21 protein-coding genes are annotated in these 20,723 nt (G+C 67.5%); 8 read left to right on the forward strand and 13 right to left on the reverse strand.

Going from position 1 to position 20,723, the window contains the following annotated elements:
* Positions 1 to 6: 6 nt before the first annotated feature.
* Entirely contained in the window at positions 7 to 1,518 is a 1,512-nt protein-coding gene (locus ACFW6D_RS12260; protein ID WP_379327477.1) for a condensation domain-containing protein, read from the forward strand.
* Here the strand turns inward: ACFW6D_RS12260 and ACFW6D_RS12265 are convergent, their stop codons facing one another.
* The 6 genes from ACFW6D_RS12265 to ACFW6D_RS12290 form a co-directional block, all read right to left on the reverse strand.
* Positions 1,519 to 2,832 (reverse strand): pyridoxal-phosphate dependent enzyme, encoded by a 1,314-nt coding sequence (locus tag ACFW6D_RS12265; RefSeq protein ID WP_379327479.1) that lies wholly within the window; start codon positions 2,830 to 2,832, stop codon positions 1,519 to 1,521.
* Positions 2,832 to 4,235, reverse strand: a complete 1,404-nt coding sequence (locus ACFW6D_RS12270) for an alanine racemase (RefSeq protein ID WP_379327481.1) — start codon at positions 4,233 to 4,235, stop codon at positions 2,832 to 2,834. Before ACFW6D_RS12270 ends, ACFW6D_RS12265 begins: the two co-directional genes overlap by 1 nt.
* Entirely contained in the window at positions 4,232 to 5,479 is a 1,248-nt protein-coding gene (locus ACFW6D_RS12275) for a heavy-metal-associated domain-containing protein (protein WP_379327483.1), read from the reverse strand. The genes ACFW6D_RS12270 and ACFW6D_RS12275 overlap by 4 nt, the downstream gene beginning before the upstream one ends.
* A gap of 25 nt (positions 5,480 to 5,504) precedes the next feature.
* On the reverse strand, positions 5,505 to 6,782 hold the full coding sequence (locus ACFW6D_RS12280; RefSeq protein ID WP_379327485.1) for an aminotransferase class V-fold PLP-dependent enzyme: 1,278 nt from the start codon (positions 6,780 to 6,782) through the stop codon (positions 5,505 to 5,507).
* Positions 6,783 to 6,856: 74 nt separating this feature from the next.
* A complete protein-coding gene (locus ACFW6D_RS12285) occupies positions 6,857 to 7,291 on the reverse strand; it encodes a CBS domain-containing protein (RefSeq protein WP_379327487.1) in 435 nt (144 codons plus the stop codon).
* A gap of 87 nt (positions 7,292 to 7,378) precedes the next feature.
* The gene (locus tag ACFW6D_RS12290) at positions 7,379 to 7,567 is read right to left on the reverse strand and encodes a hypothetical protein (protein WP_379327489.1); all 189 of its coding nucleotides are present in this window, start codon (positions 7,565 to 7,567) and stop codon (positions 7,379 to 7,381) included.
* Positions 7,568 to 7,920: 353 nt separating this feature from the next.
* Here ACFW6D_RS12290 and ACFW6D_RS12295 point away from each other — a divergent pair, with 353 nt between their 5' ends.
* Entirely contained in the window at positions 7,921 to 8,154 is a 234-nt protein-coding gene (locus ACFW6D_RS12295) for a DUF397 domain-containing protein (RefSeq protein ID WP_379327491.1), read from the forward strand.
* Positions 8,155 to 8,172: 18 nt separating this feature from the next.
* A complete protein-coding gene (locus tag ACFW6D_RS12300; RefSeq protein WP_379327493.1) occupies positions 8,173 to 9,057 on the forward strand; it encodes a helix-turn-helix domain-containing protein in 885 nt (294 codons plus the stop codon).
* Between the two features lie 42 nt (positions 9,058 to 9,099).
* On the opposite strand, the gene ACFW6D_RS12305 is transcribed toward ACFW6D_RS12300, so the two are convergent.
* The 4 genes from ACFW6D_RS12305 to ACFW6D_RS12320 all read right to left on the reverse strand — a co-directional run bounded on the left by ACFW6D_RS12305 (position 9,100) and on the right by ACFW6D_RS12320 (position 11,190).
* Positions 9,100 to 9,354 carry a hypothetical protein gene (locus tag ACFW6D_RS12305; protein WP_379327495.1) on the reverse strand — a complete coding sequence of 85 codons (255 nt, stop codon included), beginning with the start codon at positions 9,352 to 9,354 and terminating at the stop codon, positions 9,100 to 9,102.
* 351 nt (positions 9,355 to 9,705) lie between these two features.
* Positions 9,706 to 10,362, reverse strand: a complete 657-nt coding sequence (locus tag ACFW6D_RS12310; RefSeq protein WP_379327497.1) for an SDR family oxidoreductase — start codon at positions 10,360 to 10,362, stop codon at positions 9,706 to 9,708.
* A gap of 12 nt (positions 10,363 to 10,374) precedes the next feature.
* Positions 10,375 to 10,857 carry a DUF2599 domain-containing protein gene (locus ACFW6D_RS12315; RefSeq protein ID WP_379327499.1) on the reverse strand — a complete coding sequence of 161 codons (483 nt, stop codon included), beginning with the start codon at positions 10,855 to 10,857 and terminating at the stop codon, positions 10,375 to 10,377.
* 81 nt (positions 10,858 to 10,938) lie between these two features.
* On the reverse strand, positions 10,939 to 11,190 hold the full coding sequence (locus ACFW6D_RS12320; protein WP_379229559.1) for a hypothetical protein: 252 nt from the start codon (positions 11,188 to 11,190) through the stop codon (positions 10,939 to 10,941).
* Between the two features lie 276 nt (positions 11,191 to 11,466).
* Here ACFW6D_RS12320 and ACFW6D_RS12325 point away from each other — a divergent pair, with 276 nt between their 5' ends.
* The 3 genes from ACFW6D_RS12325 to ACFW6D_RS12335 all read left to right on the forward strand — a co-directional run bounded on the left by ACFW6D_RS12325 (position 11,467) and on the right by ACFW6D_RS12335 (position 15,678).
* Positions 11,467 to 12,696 carry a lipase family protein gene (locus ACFW6D_RS12325; protein ID WP_379327501.1) on the forward strand — a complete coding sequence of 410 codons (1,230 nt, stop codon included), beginning with the start codon at positions 11,467 to 11,469 and terminating at the stop codon, positions 12,694 to 12,696.
* A gap of 251 nt (positions 12,697 to 12,947) precedes the next feature.
* Entirely contained in the window at positions 12,948 to 14,312 is a 1,365-nt protein-coding gene (locus ACFW6D_RS12330) for a lipase family protein (RefSeq protein WP_379327503.1), read from the forward strand.
* A 184-nt stretch (positions 14,313 to 14,496) separates the two neighbouring features.
* Entirely contained in the window at positions 14,497 to 15,678 is a 1,182-nt protein-coding gene (locus ACFW6D_RS12335) for an esterase/lipase family protein (RefSeq protein ID WP_379327505.1), read from the forward strand.
* A 62-nt stretch (positions 15,679 to 15,740) separates the two neighbouring features.
* On the opposite strand, the gene ACFW6D_RS12340 is transcribed toward ACFW6D_RS12335, so the two are convergent.
* Positions 15,741 to 16,970: a PucR family transcriptional regulator gene (locus ACFW6D_RS12340; protein ID WP_379327507.1), complete on the reverse strand. Its 1,230-nt coding sequence runs from the start codon at positions 16,968 to 16,970 to the stop codon at positions 15,741 to 15,743.
* 184 nt (positions 16,971 to 17,154) lie between these two features.
* Here ACFW6D_RS12340 and ACFW6D_RS12345 point away from each other — a divergent pair, with 184 nt between their 5' ends.
* Positions 17,155 to 17,631: an HAD-IIIC family phosphatase gene (locus tag ACFW6D_RS12345; RefSeq protein ID WP_379327509.1), complete on the forward strand. Its 477-nt coding sequence runs from the start codon at positions 17,155 to 17,157 to the stop codon at positions 17,629 to 17,631.
* A gap of 90 nt (positions 17,632 to 17,721) precedes the next feature.
* Here ACFW6D_RS12345 and ACFW6D_RS12350 read toward each other — a convergent pair whose 3' ends face one another.
* Positions 17,722 to 18,609, reverse strand: coding sequence for a sigma-70 family RNA polymerase sigma factor (locus ACFW6D_RS12350; RefSeq protein ID WP_379327511.1), 888 nt, complete (start codon positions 18,607 to 18,609; stop codon positions 17,722 to 17,724).
* Positions 18,610 to 18,625: 16 nt separating this feature from the next.
* Between ACFW6D_RS12350 and ACFW6D_RS12355 the strand changes: the two genes are divergently transcribed.
* A complete protein-coding gene (locus ACFW6D_RS12355) occupies positions 18,626 to 19,066 on the forward strand; it encodes a DoxX family protein (protein ID WP_379327513.1) in 441 nt (146 codons plus the stop codon).
* 45 nt (positions 19,067 to 19,111) lie between these two features.
* On the opposite strand, the gene ACFW6D_RS12360 is transcribed toward ACFW6D_RS12355, so the two are convergent.
* Positions 19,112 to 20,701: a GMC family oxidoreductase gene (locus ACFW6D_RS12360; RefSeq protein ID WP_379327515.1), complete on the reverse strand. Its 1,590-nt coding sequence runs from the start codon at positions 20,699 to 20,701 to the stop codon at positions 19,112 to 19,114.
* Between the last annotated feature and the right edge of the window lie 22 nt (positions 20,702 to 20,723).

Raw genomic sequence — 20,723 nt, forward strand, 5'->3', positions numbered from 1 at the left:
GTGGGGATGAGCTCGGGGGGATTGGACTCGGTTCGCGGTGTTGCGCCGACGGCGGCGCGCACCGGAGGTATCCCGGTGTGTTTCCGGCCCGCCGCTCCACCGGTTCTCGCGCCGCGACCGTGTCCGGCCCACGTGCCGCTCGCGCCCGCGCAGGAACGGATGTGGCACGCCGCGCGGCGCGGCCGGTCGGCGGACTGGAATGTCGCGCGGGCCATCCGCCTGCGCGGCGCGGCCGTCGACGTTTCGGCATTGCGTGCGGCGCTGAAACTCCTTGTCGCCCGCCATGATCCGCTGCGAACCCGTTATCCGGCCACCGAGTGCGGCCCCGCGCAGCAGGTGATCGACCCCGGCGATGCCGTCCTGGATGTGGCCGAATGTGTCATCGGTGAAGCCGAACTCGCGCCCGCGGTCGCCGCGCTGGCCGAACAGTCCTTCGACCTCACCCGCGACCTGCCGATGCGCGCGCGGCTGTTCGTGCTCGGCCCCGACGATGTGGTGCTGGCGCTTGTCGTGCACCACATCTCGGTCGACGGGCGCTCGATGAGGCCGCTGATTCGCGATCTGGTCACCGCCTACTCGGCCTGCCGCGCCGGTAGCGCCCCGCAGTGGGCGCCGCTGCCGATCAACTACACCGACTACACCCTGTGGAAGCACGAGCAGCTCGGCGAGTTCACCGACGAGTGGAGCCGCGCCACCCATCAGCTGCGCTACTGGGCCAACGCACTGGCCGGTCGTCCCGACCTGCTCGACCTGCCCGTGCGCGAACAGCCGTCGACACCGATCGATCCGGTCGCCGGTGCGCTGCTGCCGATTTCGTTCGACGCCGCGACCCACGCCGGGCTGCTGCGGTTGGCGCAGGACGGGCGAGCGAGCCTGTTCATGGTGTTGCAGGCCGCCTTCGCCCTCACCGTCGGTGCCTTCGCGCACTGCTCCGATGTCACTGTGGCCACGGCGATCTCGGGTCGTGATCACCGCCTGCTCGACGACCTCGTCGGCAACTTCTCCGACGACGTGCTGATGCGGGTCCGCTTGGACCGCGCGCGCGATGTCGAGGAGCTCCTGGAACAGGTGCGCCGGGTCGCGCTCGCCGCCTACGCCCATCCCGACACTCCCAACCCCCGCCTCAAACGCTGCCTGCTGCAGGATGCCGCGCTGCCGCTGTTCCAGGCGACGCTCATCCTCCAGCGCGCCGATGCGCCACGGACGGAATCGGCTTCGGCGCAGGGACTCTCGATCACCGAGGTGCCGATCGGGGTGGTCAGGGCCAAGCACGATCTCGAGTTCGGGCTCGCCGATCACTACGACCCGCTGGGCGCGCCGATCGGTATCGACGGGTCGTTCATCTATCCGATCGCCCGATTCGACGAGGCGACCGCACAGCAGTTCGTCGCCCGTTTCCGCGCGGTGGTCGGACTGCTCGCCGACGGGTATCGGGGCCCGCTGACAGCGTTGGCGGCCAACACCGCCCGTGGCCCCTCGCTGAACACGGTCCGCCGCGCCACCAGGGTGCTCGTCTGATCAGCCGCCGCGTTCCATGGCGTAGCCCGCGTCACGCCACGCGACGATGCCGCCCGCGAGACTGAACGCGTCGTAGCCCGCACGGTGTGCCAGTGCGGCGAAACGCCGCGAGGTCTCACCCACCGGGCAGACGAACACCACCGGCCGCGACCGCGGAAACGGCACGCCATGGGTGAGCATGTCGTCGAGTTGATCGTCGCGGATGTTGAGCGCGCCGGGGACGTGGCCGACCCGGTAAGCCATCGCGCCACGGGTGTCGACGACGGTGGGTCTGCCGGTGCGATCGAGTTCGGTCAGTGCTGCCGGTGAGAGGGTGGGCGCGGTGTCGTCGGGGCTCGGGGGTGCCGGCGCGGTCGCCTTGCCGAACAGATCGGGCCTGCGTTTGGCGAAATAGGACAGATACGGTTCGATCCGGTCGCACACGATCAGCACGGCCACCAGCGGTCTTCCCTCGGGTCGCGGTGCGGCCGCCAGGGTACGTAGAGCGGCGAAATAGCCTGCGCCACTGGTCGGTCCGGCGAGCACGCCGTAGCCGCGGACCAGATCGAGGGTCGCTTCGATGGCGGCGGCGGAGTCGACGGTGACGATCTCGTCGTAGAAATCGGGCCGAAACAGGCCGACGTCCCACATCTCGCGCTCGGAGCGGATACCGGGGATGAAATCGAACCGGTCCGACACCACCCCGATGGTGCGCAGCTGAGGATGGTGGGCCAGCAGGGCGGTCGCGGTGCCGCGCGTGGAACCGGTGGTCCCGAGGCCGCCGATGAGATAGTCGAGATGCCCGACACCCGCTTCCGCGAGGTCGGCGGCGATCTCGGTCCCGGTGCCGTCGTGATGGGCCGCGATATTGCGCTCGTTCGTGTACTGCGAGGGGTGATACCAGCGATCCGGCGCCTGGCTGACGGTCTGCTCGATGACCGCCGAAACATCGTCGGCGGCATGCGGATCGGGACATTCGGACAGGCCGGGCAGCTCCACGATCTCGGTGCCGAGCAGCTGTAGCAGCTGGCGGACCTCGCCCACCCTGATCCGATTGGTCACCGCCCGCAGCGGTATGCCGTGGAGTGCGCCGATGACCCGCAGTGCTTTGGCGGTGTTGCCGCTCGACGCCTCGATGAGCGACTGGCCGTCCGCGCCGATGCGGGCGAGGTCGTCGCGGATCATCGCCCAGGCGACCCGGTCTTTCACCGAGCCGAAAGGATTGTGCGACTCCAGTTTCGCGTACAGCTCGACATCGGCCAATCCGTGCACGGCCGGGTCGAGGCGAAGCAGGGGCGTGTTGCCGATCAGCTCGGTGATGTGGGTGTAGACCATCACCGGTCACCGGGGCGATAGTCGGCGTCGGGCCAGACCGTGAACCGTCCCTCGTGCTGCAGCACAGCGGCTTTCGCGGGAACCGGGTGCATGCTGGCCTGTGCGGCCGACAGATCCATGTGGTAGGCGGCGGTATTGGCGAACACCACCGGATCGCCGGGGGAGGGCAACCGTTCGAGGCGCACCTGACGCTGGGTGATCAGGTCGCGCTCGAGGCACAGATGCCCCGCGAAATAGACGCCGACAGGCCGGGTTTCGACTTCGGTGGACAGCACGATCGGATCGATGAGCACCTCCTGGTCGGCGGCGGTGACGGTGTCGCGGCTGAGGTCCAGATGCACCAGCGTCGCACCGTTGCCCGCCCGTTTGACGAATTCGACCTGCGCCACGGTGATACCGGCATGGTCGACCAGCGCCTTACCCGGTTCGAGCCACAGGTCGAGGAGATTGTCGGTGAGCACCGTCCCCAACGCCCGCCCGCCGTGCCCGGGCAGCGGCGCGGCGAGTAGCTCGGCGAGGATGGCGGTGGCGGGTTCGGTATTGGCGTACTTGTGGAACACCGGCCCGCCGTGCACCATTCCCTCGGCGACGTGATACCCGAAAGTGTTGTTGCCCCAGTGCATCGCGGGGCCGCGCCCGAGCAGACCTTCCCGCAACGCACGGTCATACGCGTCGTACCCCGCCGCGTCGGCCGTGAAGACTTGGCGCAGGCCACCGCCGATATCGAGCACCGTCGGCGCGAGCCCCCGTGCGTAGGCGAGTTCGATCAGTTCGAGACAGTCACCCACGGCGTTCACCCGTTCGGTCGTGGCCGCGGTATCGAGGTGGAAGGCGAAACCGAGCAGCCGCAACCGATCTCGGTGCCGAACGAGCAGATCCAGCGCCGCCGGGATCTCTGTCAGATCGATACCGAACCGGCTCGGTGAGCTACCGGGAAATCCCGAAACACGGAGCAGCACAGGCACTTCCGAGCCCGCGAGTTCGGCCAGCGTGGACATCTCCCACAGATTGTCCACGTTCACCGTCACCCCCGCCGACACGACCGCACGCAGCATCGCGCCCCCTTTGGGTCCGGTCACCTCGATCCGCTCGGCCGGGAACCCGGCGGCCAGCGCCGAACGCAGCTCCTGCGCAGACGCCACATCGACCGAAATCCCCGCATGCGCGGCGGCCCGGGCGAATGCTTCGGAGCGATTCACCTTGTGCGCATAGCAGATTCGATGTCGCAGACCCGCGGCACCGAGCGCGGCACGCAGTGCCGCGAGGTTGGCGGTGAAGACCTGCGGGAACACCAGGTGCAGGGGAGAGCCGTAGCGGCGCAGCACCGCGCCCACGCCGTCGCGGTCGGCGAGGAACGCGGCGACGAGCGGGTGCAGCGCGGCGGGAACGGCTGGCGGGATCATCCCACCGACGTGCCCGGCACCTGCGCCGGCACGTCGTCGACCGGGTTGTAGCCGCCGTCGCGCAAGGCCTCGAACACGCGGAACCTGTTGCGCGGGCTCCGGATCCGGGCGATCACGCGCTTGGATTCCAGATCGACCTCGACGACAGGGATATCCATCGACTCGAGCACCGCGGTGATCGTGCGGACACAGTGCCGACAGCTCATATCGGGCACGTAGAAGACACCGTCGTCGTGCTCGGTTCCTGGTAGCGCCTCGGTCAGGTCCTCGACCACCTCCACCGTGTCCGCCAGCGCGGCGAACGTCTCGACGAACCGGTCGGAAACCGCGGCGAGCACGTGCACGCCCGCACCGTCGACATCGTGCTGCGTCGCAGCGAGGCAGGTGGGGTGGACGTCGGCGGGCAGCAGCGCGTACTGCCGTGAGATCAAGTCCAGATCGTCGTGGTATTTCGCGACGGCAGCCTCGGTGTCGAGGCCTTCCTCGGTGGTCGCGCGCAGCATCACCGCGTGCGCGTCGGCGATGGTGGCGTCCTTCATCGCGCGCAGGACGGCGATCGAATCGGCGGTGTAGCGCACCGACCCGTCGGGCTGGGCGGTCAAGCGCACCGGGATCATCCCGCGCCGGAACGTCGAAGCCTGCAATTCCCAGAACCAGCGGGCGGCGACGGCGGTGAAGATGCCGGAATCGTGGATCCCCCTGGCGAATTCGACGACACCGCGATAGGGGGTGTCGGCGGCGATCAGCCCGTGCTGGACCAGCGCGCGTCCGGTGGCCTCGATCCCGACCCGGAAGATCTCGTGCGGATCGTGATCGGTGGTGGTCGCGGCGAGGACGGCCTGATCGTCGGCGGCCAGGGCCGCCGCCCGCTCCGGCAAGCCGGAAGCGGCAAGCGAATGCCAGAGCGCGAGAACGGTTTCCCGTGCGATCACCGCGAGCTCGGGCCCCGCACCGGCGGTACGGAAGTACCCGGTGTTGGGGATGCCCGCGCTGTCGGTCCAGGTGAGGCGGTGGGTCGCGCTGGTCACCTGGTCGGGGCGGCACGGTCGCATGAACCGTTCCAGATACATCCGCTGCGACTGTGTCAGCGTGGCATCGGGTTCGGGCCGTAATGTGCTGGTGCGGAAGGAGATACGGGCCGGAGACGGCAGGTCGGTGGCGGCGAAGAGTCCGGGGGCGGCCAGACGGGCCAGGATCCTGGACGCGGCGCGGCGATCGTGGTGCTGCACGGTGGGTGTACCCATCGTTCCTCCTCGGCGTCGGGGCAGGTCAGCGCCCGTGCCCGGCGATGCCGGACACACAGGCGACGAATCGGTCGATCTCGTCGAGGGTGTTGTAGAGCTGGGTACTCACCCGCACCGAGCCGCTCCCGGCATCGGCCGATGGCACGCAGTGCGCCCCGGTCCGCACCATGAATCCGGCATCGGCCAGCACGAACCCGAGATCGGCGGCGGTGATCGGGTCGAGGGTGAACGAGACGATCCCGTAGCCGACGTTGCACGGCGCGTGCGCGGGCCCGGGGAGGAAATCGATCCCGGGAATCTCGCGCAGACCGTCGATGAGGCGCAGCGTGAGCACCCGGTTGTGCGCGGCGACCGCGAACCTGTCGAATTCGTCCAGCAGATCGAAAGCCGGTGCCAGGGACAGTATTCCGGGGATGTTGTGGGTGCCGCCTTCCAGGAGCTCGGGCATCCCGGTGCCGACGAGGCCGGCATCGGTGATCGTGACCCCGGAATGCCCGCCCGGCAGGAAGGGGCGCAACCGATCGTGCACTCGCGGATGGCAGTACAGCAGTCCCGTACCGGGCGCACCGAACATCTTGTGCCCCGCGAAGACCGCGAAATCGGCGCGTAGGGCGGTGACGTCCACCGGTAGATGACCACCGCTCTGCGCGCAGTCGAAGCACAGCAGGATCGCGGGATCTATCCGGCCGTGCAATTCCTCGAGGGTGGTGAGCCCGCCGTACACGTGATGCAGGTGGCTGGTGGTGATGAGGCGGGTGCGCGGACCGACCTGCGCGAGGATGTCATCGATATCGGCCTCGCCGGTCGCCGTGCTTCGAAAGGGGCGCAACACGATTCGGCGACTGAATCTGGCGAGGGTGTCGCGCAGGTGGTGCCACGGCAGCACATTCGCGGCGTGGTCGGCCGGGTTGTAGAGGATCTCGTCGCCGTCGTTCAGCTCGGCCAGACCCCAACTGTGCGCGACCGCGTTGAGCGCGGCGGTCGCTCCGCTGGTGAACACGATGTCGTCGGGGTGCCGCGCGCCGACGAAACCGGCCGCCCGGGTCCGGACGGCGGCGATCTGCGCCGACAGCGAGGTGGCCCACCCATAGGCGCCCCGGCCTGCGTTGGCGGTGTGCCTACGGTGGTAGTCGGTGACGGCCGCGATGACGGTGTCGGGCTTCTGTGTCGTCGCGGCACTGTCGAGGTAGACCAGCGTGGAATCGGCCATGGCGGGAAATCGCGCGCGAATCGTCGCGGGCACCGGGGTGGGTGCGTGCCGCAGCGCCGAGGCTGCGGCGAGCTCGGGCCGGGCGGGGTGCACCTGTTCAACGATACGCACGTTTGCGGCGCGGCTCGCGAAGAATTCTCAGGCGCAACGCTTTTCGTCTGCTGCGCTCAGTAATTTCCCTGGAGATACTCGACCAGGTGTTCGCGTTCGGCGGCCAGTTCGGTGATCTCGCTCTTCACCACGTCACCGATGCTGACGATGCCGATCAGCCGCTCGGACTCCACCACCGGCATGTGCCGGATCCGGTGCTCGGTCATCACATCTCGCAGCGACGACACATCGTCCTCGGGCCCACAGGTGCGCACCCGGGCGGTCATGATGTCGCTGACGGGCCGATCCAGCAGCGCGGCGCCATGGGCATGGAGGTGGCGTACCACATCGCGTTCGGACACGATGCCCGCGATCTGCGCACCGTCGGGGGAGACGACCACCGCGCCGATATTGTGCGCGGCCAGCGCGGCGAGGAGGTCGCACACCGTGGTTTGCGGTGGCACCGTGGTCACCGCCGTGCCCTTATGACGCAAGATCTCCGATATACGCATCCGCGCACCACCTGTCCGGATCGGTCGTTGCTGCCGAGTATGACCGGTCGGCACCGACCTGACCAGCACATCGACGTCACAACCGGACTATTCGTCGTCCAGCCCCGCGGACAGATACGCCGCCGCGGCCAGCCACTGGCGACACTGCGGACCGTGGATGTCGTGCTGGCGCAGCATCTCGCGCGCCTGACGGTAGGTGAGCCCGTTCGGCTCGTCACTACACGCGGTGGGCGGTGCGTCGGCGACAGCGAGGTGTCGCTGAAACGGACTACTCATCGAAGTCCCCTCCCATCCGGCGACGGGAGGTCTGCCGGGCTGGTAGAGCCGACGTGCCTCCCGATGATCTTGCGGCCTGAGTCTACGGGTGGTTCGTTTTCAAATGCAAGCACATCTGCACGTTCGTTCAGGCCGTGTCGGGCCGCGATGGGGTTGTGGCCCTTACGAATTCAGGGGGCTGGACGAGTCGCTCGGATCGTGGCCTCGGTCCTGACGTCGGGTAAGTACCGACCGGTGCGCGGTGCCGTTTCGCATGTTAATGTCCCCATCGCGCAAGGCAGATGCAAGAACGTTTGTGTGTGCATCTGCAATTTTCGTACCGTTGGGCACCATTCGAGAACGAGGAGTGCGGTATGTCCGGAATGCAGCATGATCAGCGCGAACGCCCGGAACCCGGCGCGTGGCGCAAGAGCACCTACAGCAACCCGAGCGGAAACTGCGTCGAGGTCGCCGAAGCCGCCGACGGTTCGGTCGCGGTGCGCAACTCGCGCGACCCGCACGGCTCGGTGATCTTCTACACCCGGCCCGAGATCGACGCGTTCATCCGCGGCGCGAAGGCCGGAGAGTTCGACTATCTGACCGGGTAATCGGTAACATCTGGGTCCATGACGGCTGAACCCGACGAGATCGGTCGCGTACAACCTGTTGTCGACCGTGGCCCCACCGTGTTGCGCATCGCGCTCGGCGGTCAGTTGCGCAAGCTACGCGAGGGCAAAGGCATCACCCGCGAGGCAGCGGGCGACGCGATCCGCGGCTCGCACGCGAAGATCAGCCGTCTCGAGTTGGGCCGCACCGGTTTCAAGGAACGCGACATCCGGGATCTACTCACCCTCTACGGCGTGCACGACCCCGGCGAGCGCACCGCGTTCTTCGAATTGGCCAGGCAGGCAAGCGAACCCGGCTGGTGGCATCGCTACAGCGATCTGCTGCCGTCGTGGTTCAGTACCTACCTCGGGCTCGAGCAGGCGGCCAGCCAGATCCGCACCTATGAGGCCCAGTTGGTGCCCGGCCTGCTGCAGACGCCGGAATACACCAGGGCCATCGTCACGCTCGGGGTCGACGACGCCGAAACCGATCGCCGCGTCCAGGTTCGGCAGAAGCGCCAGGACGTCCTGCGCCGGCTCGACCCGCCCGTGGTGTGGGCGGTGATCGACGAGGCCGTCCTGCACCGGCCGATCGGCGGACGTGAGGTGCACCGGGCGCAGTTGCGTCACCTGGTCGAGTTGTCGGAGCTGCCGAATGTGACGGTGCAGGTGCTGCCGTACTCGGCGGGTGGGCACGCCGCAGCGGGCAGTTCGTTCAGCATCTTGCGTTTCGGTGAGCCGGAACTGCCCGATATCGTCTACCTCGAGCAACTCACCAGCGCGCTCTATCTCGAGCGGCGCCAGGATCTCGCGCTGTACCTGTCGGTGATGGATCAGCTCAGCGTGCAGGCCTTGCGGCCGGACCGTTCGCGAGAGGTCCTGCTGGAATACGCCGAGCGGGACTGAGCGAGGCCCCGATACCGACGCGAGAGCTGTTGTATCCGCTACTCAGTACCGGATACAGCCGGCGGCGATGCGCCAGAAGGTATCGGGGGTCAGCATCTGCAGATCCCAATCGTCGGCCAGTTCGTGGGCGGTGCTCACGATCCGGTCGATATCGAAATCATTGCGGGTCGCCGCGCCGGTGGATTCCACGGCGTCGATGACGAAGGCGACCGCGCTTTCCCTCGACCACTGTGCGGTGCCGGGGTGAGTGGTCACCGTGCGATCAGCGAGGCCGAAACGCCCTGTGGTGTTGTTCATGTCAATGCCCCTGTGCTACTCAGGCAGTGGCAAACCCAAGGCAATCCTGACCTCGGGTGCGCCGCTCGCGGCCTCCCCTGACTATCCCCTGAATGGTGTTGCGGCCCTGAGTTTAGGACGGAGTCACTTTCAGATGCAAGCACATCTGCACTATCGATTCCGTCTCGATGCGGTGCTTTTCCCGGCTTCTGAGCGGCGAATTCGGGTTCACGTCACAGCCTTCTCCGCGGTCTGCGCTCGAATAGTGGCGTGACCGGCGGCTCACTGTGTTCATCGGATGACGACGCCGGGGTGCGGGTCGGTGGAAATCGCGCCGTGTGAACGAAATTGATTGCGATAGTTAATTTCTGGTTATCGAATGGCCGCGACGGCCGACTCGATCGGCTCCGCTCCGGAAACTAGCTCGAGAGTACGTCGAAAAGTGTTGTCCGCGACCAAGATCGACGTGAGCGTCGCGGCGACGTCGGCACGCGGCACCGCGGCACGCGAAATCGGCGGCGGTCCGAGCGTGATCAGACCGTTGCCTTCGGTGTCGGTGAGCAGGCCCGGTCGCAGGATCGTCCAGTCCAGATCGCGCGTCCGCAGATCCTCTTCGGCGCGGGTCTTGGCGTCGAGGTAGGCGGCCCACACCTCGTCGGTCCCCGGTGCGGGCGGGCTGCCCGCGCCCATGGTGGAGATCTGCACGAACCGCGCGACGCCGGTGTGCTCGGCGGCGTCGGCGAGCTGGACCGAACCGTTGAGATCGACCGTGTACTTGCGTGCGGCACCGCTGCCCGCACCCGCCCCTGCGGCGAACACCACCGCATCCGAACCGGCGACCGCGGCCGCGAGGTCGGCGGGGGTGTCGCGTTCCATGTCGTAGATGACCGGGACGCCGCCGGTCGCGACGATATCGGCGGCCTGGCTCGGTTCCCGGATGAGCGCGTGGACCTGGTCACCGCGGCGGGTCAGTAGCTGGGCGAGCAAGAGCGCGATCTTGCCGTGTCCACCAGCGATGACGATGCGCATGGGGTGCTCCTATCAGCGTTCGGGGCCGCCGGGATTGCAGTTCGCCGACACCGTGGCCTGATAGCCGACGTCGGGGCGCCACGGTTCGAGATTCCAGCTCGGTTTGTCGGGTGCCACCATCCTGGCCCACACCCAGTGACAAAGGAACTGGTCACGCATGCCCGGCGCGTCGGCGTCGGCGTCGAGGGCGCGGACCTCCTGCCAGGCCAGCTCGTCGGTGCCGGGTGCGGCGGTCTTGCGGCCGGCCTGGGTGGGGAAGACGAGCAGGCGGGGGCCGTCGGCGTTCTCGGTCCAGGTCACGTGATCGATGAGGGGCAGACCCGCGTACGGATCGACGGTGGTGGTGGGCGGTGCGATGGTGGCGGGCACGCGCAGGGTGGTCGTAGTCGTGGGGGCGCTGGTCGATGGCGCGCTGTCGGTGGTGTCGGCCGCATCGCATCCGGTCATGGCGGTCATGGCGGCGAGGAGTGCGAGCTGGTACTGCCACCGTGTCACGTTCGCCCTCTCTGTCACCGCGGGGCCTGCGAGCGCCCGCCTCGCCAGCCTAGTGCGCTCGGCGGGGCGGCGCCGCAGCTGTCAGTGCCACAGGGATCGGCAGGGCAATCGGCGCAGGCCGGGGCCGACCTGGCCGTCGACGGTCACCAGCAGGCCGGAATGCACCGCCGCCGAGGTGAATTCCCAGGCCTCCGCCTGAGTCGCCGCGTATTCGAGCACCAGTGCGTCCTCAGGAGTCGGGCCATCGAAGTAGACCGTGATCCGCCGGGTCGGTATCTCGTTCGGGTCGATGCGGTGGAGGGTGGCGGCGATGTTCTCGTCGGTGGGAATCATGGCGTGCTCCTTTCGCCCCGGCACTGGTGAGCGCCTTCCTACTCGACGGTAGGTCTTGCACCATCGAGCGGAACACGTTCCGATTTCGCTTGGAGATCTCACAATCCACCTGTCGCCGTGGCGGTGCGTCCGCATATCGGAACTCCCTGCTTCCGATCACAACTTCGGATGGGCGAGGTTGTGAGCTCCGCCGATGTTCGGCGTGACCCGTCGACGAGGAGCCACGGTACCGGCGATGATCGCTCACAACAGCAGCGACACGGGAGGGACAGCCGCATGATCTGGGTTGCCGCGGCACGACACAGTCGGCCGCGACGAACACTATTGGCCTGCTTGGCGGCGGCAGTGCTCATTGTCGGCCCCGCCGCGGCGGGGCAAGCCACACCGCTGTACCCGACTGCCGACTCCGACCCCTTCTACAGCCAGCCCGCCGATATCGCCGACAGCCAGCCCGGCGACGTCCTCGGGGTGCGGGCGATGCCGCCGCTGGCGATGTTCCCCGACACCACGATCACCCTGATCCAGTTCCGCTCCACCAACTCCGCGGGCGATCCGATCGCGGCGACGACCACGGTGTTGCAGCCGAACAACCATCGCCCTGATGCTCCCGTGCTGTCCTATCAGCACATCATCAACGGCCTCGGTACGCGCTGCTCGGTGTCCAAAGTGCTCTACACCGACGACCCGGATCTGATGGTGCGCGAGGCGGTGGCCTGGAACTACGCGCTCAAGCGCGGGTGGACGATGGCCGTGCCCGATCACCTCGGACCCAATTTCGCCTATGGCGCAGCGAAATTGGGCGGTCAGGTGACCCTCGACGGCATTCGCGCGGTGCGCCAGGTGGAGCAGTTGCGGGTGGCCGGTAGCCGGGTCGCGATGGCCGGGTACTCCGGTGGCGGCATGGCGACGGCGTGGGCGGCGGCGCTGCAGCCCGAGTACGCGCCCGAGCTGGAGATCGCGGGTGCGGCGATGGGCGGGGTGCCGATGAACCTGGTCTCGATGCTCGAGGGCCTCGGCTTCGGATCGCATCCGGTCTTCGGACTCGCGCTGGCCGCGGGGATCGGCCTGGAACGTGAGTACCCCCAACGGTTTCCGATCAGCGAGCAGATGAACGCCAGCGGCCTGGCCGCCCGCGCCTCGATCCGCGACGCCTGCACCAACGACATTCTCGGTGCGGGCGCCGGGCGCGGCATTCTCGACTTCGCGGCCACGACTTCGCTGGTGGAGGATCCCGAGGCGCGCGCCGTGGTGGAGGAGAACAGCCTCGAGCTCTATCCCGGTGCGCCGACAATGCCTGTCTTCGAATGGCATTCGCCGATCGATGGACTCATCCCGGTCGAGGCGATCACCTCGACCATGCATCGCTGGTGTGCTGCGGGCGCCAAGGTTGTCAGCCAGCAGACACCGACCCCTGACCACCTGACCGCAGCTGTGCTCGGACTGCCTTCCGCGCTGAGTTGGCTCGATGCCCGGCTGCAGGGGGAACCGGCGCCCAGCACCTGCTGAGTCCGGTTCGGTCGACCCGGATCCGCCCACCCCGAGGCGGATCCGGGTCGAGTCATGTCGCGACAGGCGATTCTTGTTGCGATACAGCGGCATTGCGCACACGACTCGGGCACAACGCCGAAGTTTTTTCGCCGCGGCCCGTAGCGTGAAGGATCTGACGACGGCGCGGTGGGGGAGTTTCGGCGGGGGTCGGAGCACCGCATAGTGGCACGTCATCGACGAATCCGTTGCCACCCGAGGACGTGTGTGCCATGAGATCTGTTCGAGTACTTGTCTGTTCGATGTTGCTACTGTTCTCGTTCGCGGCAGGCACTGCCGCCGCCGATCCGCCACCGACTCAGGAATTCCCGGTCCCACAGCTGGGGACACCCGGTTTCCTGCCCGATCTGCAACGCTGGATCGACCAGGTGATTCCCTCCCCGATCCAGCCGAATGCCGCCGATCCGGCCGCCGAGCTCGCGGCGCTGCACGCGGCGGTGCTCCCGTCGGCGGTCGGTGATCCGATCTTCGACGAGTGGCCAGACGGCCTCGAGGGCTTGTCGCCGGGTGACCTGATCGAATCCCGCGACATCACCGCGACCGCGGCCTGGCTGACCCTGGTGCCGATTCGTTCGGCGACGCTGCTGAAATTCCGCACCGACGACTCGCAGGGCAGACCGTCCTACTCGACGGCGACCCTCATCGTGCCCGCCACGGACTGGACCGGTCCGGGTGATCGCCCGGTGCTGGTGAACAACCTGCCCATCGACGCGTTGGGTCGCAAGTGCACGCCGGGTTACTCACTGGCACACGGACTTACGACCCAGTCCAGCGCGACCGAGTTCATTCCGCCGACCACCCAGTTGGCGGTGCTGCGTGGATACGCGGTGCTGTTGCCCGACCACCAGGGCCCGTGGATGGCCTACGCCGAACCGTACGTCGCCGGGCACAGCGTGCTCGACGCGATCCGGGCGGTGCGCGGCGTCGACCCGGCGACCTACGGCGAGAGCCGCTTCGCGATGACCGGCTACTCCGGCGGCGCCATCGCCACCAACGGTGCGGCCAAGCTGATCGATTCCTACGCACCCGAACTGGCCGAGGTGATCGTCGGCGCGGCACTCGGCGGTGTCCCCGCCGATTTCGAAATGCTCTCGCGCAGTATGAATGCCAACCTCGCCTCCGGAATCTTTATGGCCGCGACCTTCGCGATCGGCCGGGAACGGCCCGAAATCCTCGCCGCGATGAACAATCTCGGGCGCTGGGTCACGACATCGGCGATCAAAGATACATGCGTCAGTATCTTCGCGATTCCGGGAATTCTGCATCTGCCCATCGATGTCGGCGCGAATATCGCCGACCCGTTGCGGTCGGAACTGGCCACCGATATCTACGAGGTCACCCGGATGCAGGGCATGCGGTCGGCTACGCCGCTCTACATCTACAACGGTGACCAGGAGTGGTGGATTCCTGCCGAGGGCGCGCGCAATCTGTACGCCGAGCAGTGCGAACTCGGCGCGAACGCGGTGTATCGCGGTGTGCTGGGCGAACACATCATCGGCGCGGCGACCGGCTACCCGGAGGCGATGCTGTGGCTCGACGAGCGACTGCTCGGGGTCCCCGCGCGCGGTGAGTGCTGAATATTTTCCTGTGTCGTGTCATGGCAGTTTTCGAGGAGCTGTGGTGACCTGCCCAGACAGGGCGTGACAATCGTCTCGTAATGAATTCTGCGGCTTATGTTTTGGGCGGTTTCGACAAGCCATTCGTTCTCCCGGCAGGAAAGGGCGACGAATATTCGAATCGCAGAGGAAGACAAGTCAACACATGAATTCTCCCAGTCGCAGGCGCACGCTGCACACGGCGGTAGTCGCCGGAGTCGGCGCTCTGTCCATGGTGCTCACCGGGCCGGGGGCGAGCGCGGCTCCCACCGCGGCGCCGACCGAGCAGGATCTCGCCGCCATCATTTCCGAAGGCCGCCAGGTCGCCGGGACCGGTTCGGCGTGCGACTCCGGCAGTGGTGCGGGGTCCGGTAACGGGTCCGGTGACTGCTACGGCGGTTCGGGTTCCAGCTCGGGTTCCTCGGGCGGTTACTCCTCCGACCCCGGTGGCTACGGTCCGGCGGCGACGTCGTTCCTCGCTGCGTTCGGTTACGGCCTGCTCAACCCGGACGCGGGTGCCCCCGGCACCAACGACTGGAACTGCAAGCCGACCGCCGAGCACCCGCGTCCCGTGGTGCTGTTGCACGGTACCTGGATGAACGCCTACAACGGCTACGCCTACATGGGTCAGCCGATCAAGGACGCCGGCTACTGCACCTTCACGTTCAACTACGGCCGTTCCAGCATGGTCGAGGGTGGCGGTCTCGGTGCGTTCCTGCCCGGTGTGATGGGCACCGGCTACATCGAGGACTCGGCCAAGCAGACCGCGGCGTTCGTCGACCGTGTTCTCGCGGCGACCGGTTCCGACGAGGTCGACATCATCGCCCACTCGCAGGGTGGCTCGATGGCGAACCATTACACCAAGTTCGAGGGCGGTGCCGCCAAGGTGAAGAACCTGGTCACCTACGGCGCCACCCACCACGGCACCAGCCTCGACGGCATCGGCGCCCTGGGCCGCATGATCAACAACCTGGGTATCGACATCCTGGGTCTGATCGAGATCTTCGTCGGGCACGCCGGTATCCAGCAGACCATCGGCTCGGATTTCGTCAACAACCTCAACGCCAACGGTGACACTGTCGGCGGCGTCGATTACACCGTTGTCGGTACCCGGTACGACGAGGTCACCAACCCCTACGACCTGACCTTCCTGAAGGCAGGCCCGGGCGCGACCGTCAACAACATCACCCTGCAGGACGGTTGTGAGCAGGACATCTCCGATCACTTGACGATGATGTACTCGCCACGTGCGCTGTCGATCGCTCTGCGGGCGCTCGACCCGGTGCAGAACCCGCAGTTGACCTGCGCGTTCAACCCGTGGCTGGTCGGTGGCGGCGGCTCGCTGTAGATCCGCTGACAACGACGAAGGCGCTGTCCACACTGTGGACAGCGCCTTCTTTGTGTCTGCGATCAGGCGGCGGGCGCGGATCGGTAGCTGCGCGCGACGAGCGCCGAACGCAGGTACCACAGCCCCGAGGGCTGGGTGGGATCGAAGCCGGTGAGCTGGCCGATCCGCTTCAGTCGGTAGTCGACGGTGTTGGTGTGTACATGCAGCACGCGCGCGGTGCGCTGACGGTTGAGGTTGTTGGCGATATGACGCTGCAGGGTTTCGAGCAGCTCGGGGTACTGATCCAGCGGATCCAGCAGCGAGCCGAGGAATTCGCGCCCCGGTCCCGGACGGGTCAGCTGGTATTCCAGGGCGAGCTCGTCGAACCGGTACAGACCCGAGGTCACTTCCAGGCGCTGCACCATGTCGAGGAGTTCGTGGGCCTGGTCGGCGGCGTCGGGCACCCCGGTGGTGGACGTTTCGACCATCGCGGCGGTGATACCGACCTGCGCTGCCTGGGAGAGCTGAGCGACCAGCGCGGCCAGACCTTCGCGGTCGAAGGCGTCGGCCGGGATGAGAACGGTGCCGCCGTCGACGCTGAGCAGCGACAATGCCGAGTCACCGCAGCGCTTGGCCAATTCGGCCTGCACCCGGCGCAGCTTGCGGCGGGCGACGACCTTCGAATCCAGCGCCGGATTGGCTTCCTCGCGGTGCTGCGGGATCGCCAGTGCGAAGACCGTGTAGGTCTCGGCGATGGTGATGCCGCATTCGCGGGCCATCGTCGAGGTGCTGTGGCCGCCGAGCAGGGCGGAGGTGAGGGTGTGAACCGCGGTGTGGTGTTCGCTCACAACGCCGCGCAGCTCGCGCACATAGGCCATCGAGATCTGGGCGGTGATGGTGTCGAGCAGTTCCATCACGACCTTCACACCACCCACGAGGCTGTCGAAGTCGTTGCCCGACGCGCTCGAGATCACCAGGTCGAGGCCCATTTTGAAGCCCTCGGCGATCGAGTGATGGATCGTGTCGATCGGCACGCCCTCACGGGCCCACGCGCTGGCCGCGTCCTGCAGGCGTTGCAGCTGGCTCGGGACATCGCGCCCGTCGAGCATGCCGACCGCGAATTCCAGGCAGATCCGGGTGATCGTGGTGACGTCGCCGGAGATGGCGTCACCAGGCAGCGTGCCGCAGGGTGCGACGTTGGCGACGAAATGGCCGACCATCTGCCGCGACAGTGCGCGAACGTCCTTGAGTGGCAACGACATCGGTTTGCCCGAGACGGTCAACGACGGTCGGGGTGGATTTTGGACGGACATCTGTGTTCCCTTCGCCAATTTTCGGCTGTACCCCCCGCTGTCCAGCAAACCTCACCCTAACGAACTACAAAGAAAACCGGAATGGATTGTCAGGTTCTGGGTACGGGGCCCACGGACACGGGCTCCAGTAGTGACAGATCACAAGTCTGGTTCTTCGCTATCAGTGGTTGTAGAGTTCACCGCCATGCGACCTCCCGTCCGTTGTCTGGTCTGGGAACTGGACGAGACCCTGTGGGAAGGTGTCGTCCACGACGAGACCGGCACCACGCTGCGCCCACCCGCACTGCGCACGCTGACAAAACTGAGCGAGCGCGGTGTGCTGCACGCCGTCGCCGCCCGCGGTGATCGAGCCAGAACCATGCGCACTCTCTACCGCCACGGCGTGTACGAGATGTTCTCCGCGGTCGAGGTCGGCTGGGGACGCAAATCCGCCTCGCTCGTCCGCATCGCGGGCACCCTCGGCCTCGGCCTGGACGCCCTCGCCTTCCTCGACGCCGAACCGGTCGAACGCGCCGAGGTCTCGCGCGCCCTGCCGATGGTCCGCTGCTACGCCGCCCGCAATGTCGACATGCTCCCGCTGCTCCCCGACTTCCGCCACGACCTCACCTCCGGCCGCGCGCCCACCCCGCCCTTGGGCTTCGCCCGCGTCCCCGCCTTCTGATCGGGGGTTGCCGGACCGATCCCGCCGGTGAGCCGAATCCGCACTATCTGCCTATTTGCAGCGAATGCCACAAATGCCGGAATCCGGCCATCACGGCCGCTCCGGTAGCAGCGACAGCGTGAGCGCACCCAACCGTTCCGGCGACGCCACGACGTCGTAAGCCACGATCCGCCCCGCGCGCACAACGAACGTCACGGCGAACACCGGCCCACCCGCTCGCGCCACCACCAGACCCGGTCGGCCGTCGACGAGCACCAGCACCGCATCCCGCGACCGCCGCCGCAGCGCGAGCGCACCCCCCGCCACCGCGCGGGCTCCTCGCACGACCAGGGCCATCCCCGGCGAGAGCGCCGCCGGGTCGGCCGTGCGCACCACCTCCGGTGCGAGCACCGCCAGCAATCCGCCGAGATCGCCCTCACGAGCAGCCCGCACAAAGGCCGTCACCGCAGCCTGATGCGCGGCCAGCTCGGTCGGCTCGATCCGGGCGGGCGCGTGCACCCGAAGCCGCGCGCGACTGGCGAGCTTCTTGGTCGTGGCGGCCGTGCGCCCCAGCATCGGCGCGATCTCGGCGAACGGCACGGCGAACAGATCGTGCAGCACGAACGCGACCCGTTCCTCGGGACCGAGAGTGCCGAGAACGACGAGCAGTGCCCGCTCGACGGAATCCGCTCGCAGCGCTTCGGCTTCGGGATCCACCCCCGGCCCAGACGCCGCCCGAGCGGGAGCATCCGCGGACACGACCTCGGCGCGACGGGTGCGAGCGCGCAGCATATCGAGGCAGATCCGCGACACCACCGTGGTGAGCCAGCCATCCAGATCGGCGATCTCGGCCTCGGCTCCGGCCAGACGTAACCAGGCCTCCTGCACCGCGTCCTCGGCTTCGGTCGTCGAACCCACCATCCGGTAGGCGATGCCACGCAGCCGATCACGCCGCTGTTCGAACGCGCGCGCTGCGACTTCCGGCCGATTTGCGCGCATCGGTCACCTTTCGCTCATGCCGGTCGTCCTTGGAGTGAACGGCACTCGCCGTCCGGCGACGTCCACGATGTCACCAGTCGCCGATCACTCGAAACCGGAGGACCTGATCCCGATGCACACCACGTATCTCATCGTCACGGTGCTCGCCGCGGCAGCAGCGTTGGCGGCGGCGCTGGTCGATGTTGTTCGCGCCGATTGGGTGCGCGAGAACATGCGCCACTACGGCATCGCGCCCTGGACGCTCACCCCGCTGGCCCTGATCAAGGCGGCGGGCGGACTCGGTTTGCTTGCCGGACTGGCCTATCGGCCGCTGGCGATCGCCGCCGCGGCCGGGCTGGTGCTGTACTTCCTCGCCGCCGAATTCACTGTGTTGCGGTCGCGCCGGTACGCGGATCTGAGCTATCCGCTGCCTTATCTACTGCTCGCGGCGGCTTCGCTGGGGCTCGCGGCAGCGTGAAGCAGGGGTGGCGCACCGTTTTCCGGTGCGCCACCATTGCTTCGATCAGGCGTCAGCCAGGATGAAGTCCGCCGCCTGTTCGCCGATGAAGATGGCGGGGGCGTTGGTGTGGCCGCGGATGATCAGGGGCATCACCGAGGCGTCGGCGACGCGCAGGCTCTGGACGCCGCGGACCTTCAGGTCGGGGGTGACGACGCTGGCGGCGTCGGTGCCCATCCGGCAGGTGCCGACCGGGTGGTAGAGGGTGTGCGAGAACTGCTCGATGGTCAGCGCGATGGTGGCCTCGAGCTCCTCGGGTGCTTCGGGCGGGTAGATCAGCGCGCCGAGCGCACTCTTGAGCGCGGGCTGGCCTGCGAGTCCGGCGCACACCCGCAGCCCGGCGGTCAGCGCGGCCCGGTCGGCACCGTCGGCATCGGACAAATACCGCGGATCGATCACCGGCTTGGCGGTCGGATCCGCCGAGGCGAGGCTGATCTTGCCGCGACTGCGCGGGCGCAGCAGGATCGCGCCGAGCACCACACCGTGCTCGGTGGCCTCGACCAAACCCTCGTGATAGAACGGCGCGGGCGCGTAGATCAGCTCCAGGTCGGGGTGCTCGAGCTCGGGCTCGCTGCGCACGAAACCGTAGGCCTCACCGACATTGGAGGTGAGCATGCCGCGATGGCGGACCAGGTAGTTGATCAGCTCGAGGGGCTTCTCCGCGTCGAACAGCGAATCGCCGTCCACGCTGTAGCCGAGCGCCGAGATCAGGTGGTCCTGCAGGTTCGCGCCGACCTCAGGGGAGTGGGCGACCACTTCGATGCCGTGCTCTTCGAGCTCGTCCTGATCGCCGATGCCCGAAAGCTGCAGCAGCTGAGGACTGTTCACCGCGCCACCGCACAGGATGACCTCGCGCTCGGCGCTGACCGTGCGGGTTTCGTCGCCACTGCGGTACTCGACACCGGTGGCCTTGGTGCCCTCGAACAGCACGCGGGTGGCGAGCGAGGAAGCCAGCACCGTCAGGTTCGGCCGCTTCATCGCCGGTCGCAGATACCCGTCGGCGGTGCTCCAGCGCCTGCCGTCACGCTGGGTCACCATGGTCTGCGTAAAGCCCTCGGGCGCAGGACGATTCGCCGATTCCAGCTCGTGGCCGGCCTGGCGGGCGGCCTCGAGGAACGCGTGTGTCGACGCGCGCGGGCTGCGCTGACGCTGCACGTGCTGCGGCCCCTTGGACCCTTCGTCGGGAAACTGCGCGTCCTGCACGTTCTCGATCTTGCGGAACTGCTCCACCGCGGCGGCGAAGTTCCACTTCTCGCCCGCCAGCAGCCCCCATTCCTCGTAGTCGGCGCGGAATCCACGCACCCACATCATCGCGTTCATCGACGACGAGCCACCGAAGGTCTTGCCGCGCGGCCAGTAGATCTGCCGGTCGCCGAGCTCGGCCTGCGGCTCGGTCAGATAGTCCCAGTCACGCTCGCTGCGAAACAGTTTCGAGAACGCGGCCGGAATATGGGCGAACTTTTCGTCGTCGGCCGGGCCGGCTTCCAACAGCACGACCGTGGTGCTCGGGTCGGCACTGAGCCGATTCGCGAGCACCGCCCCCGCGGATCCGGAGCCGACGATCACGTAATCCGCGGACGTCCCACCTGCTTGCACTGTCCAACTCCGATCTGCACTG

The sequence above is a fragment of the Nocardia sp. NPDC058705 genome, from assembly GCF_042749305.1.
In the GTDB taxonomy this organism is placed as follows: domain Bacteria; phylum Actinomycetota; class Actinomycetes; order Mycobacteriales; family Mycobacteriaceae; genus Nocardia.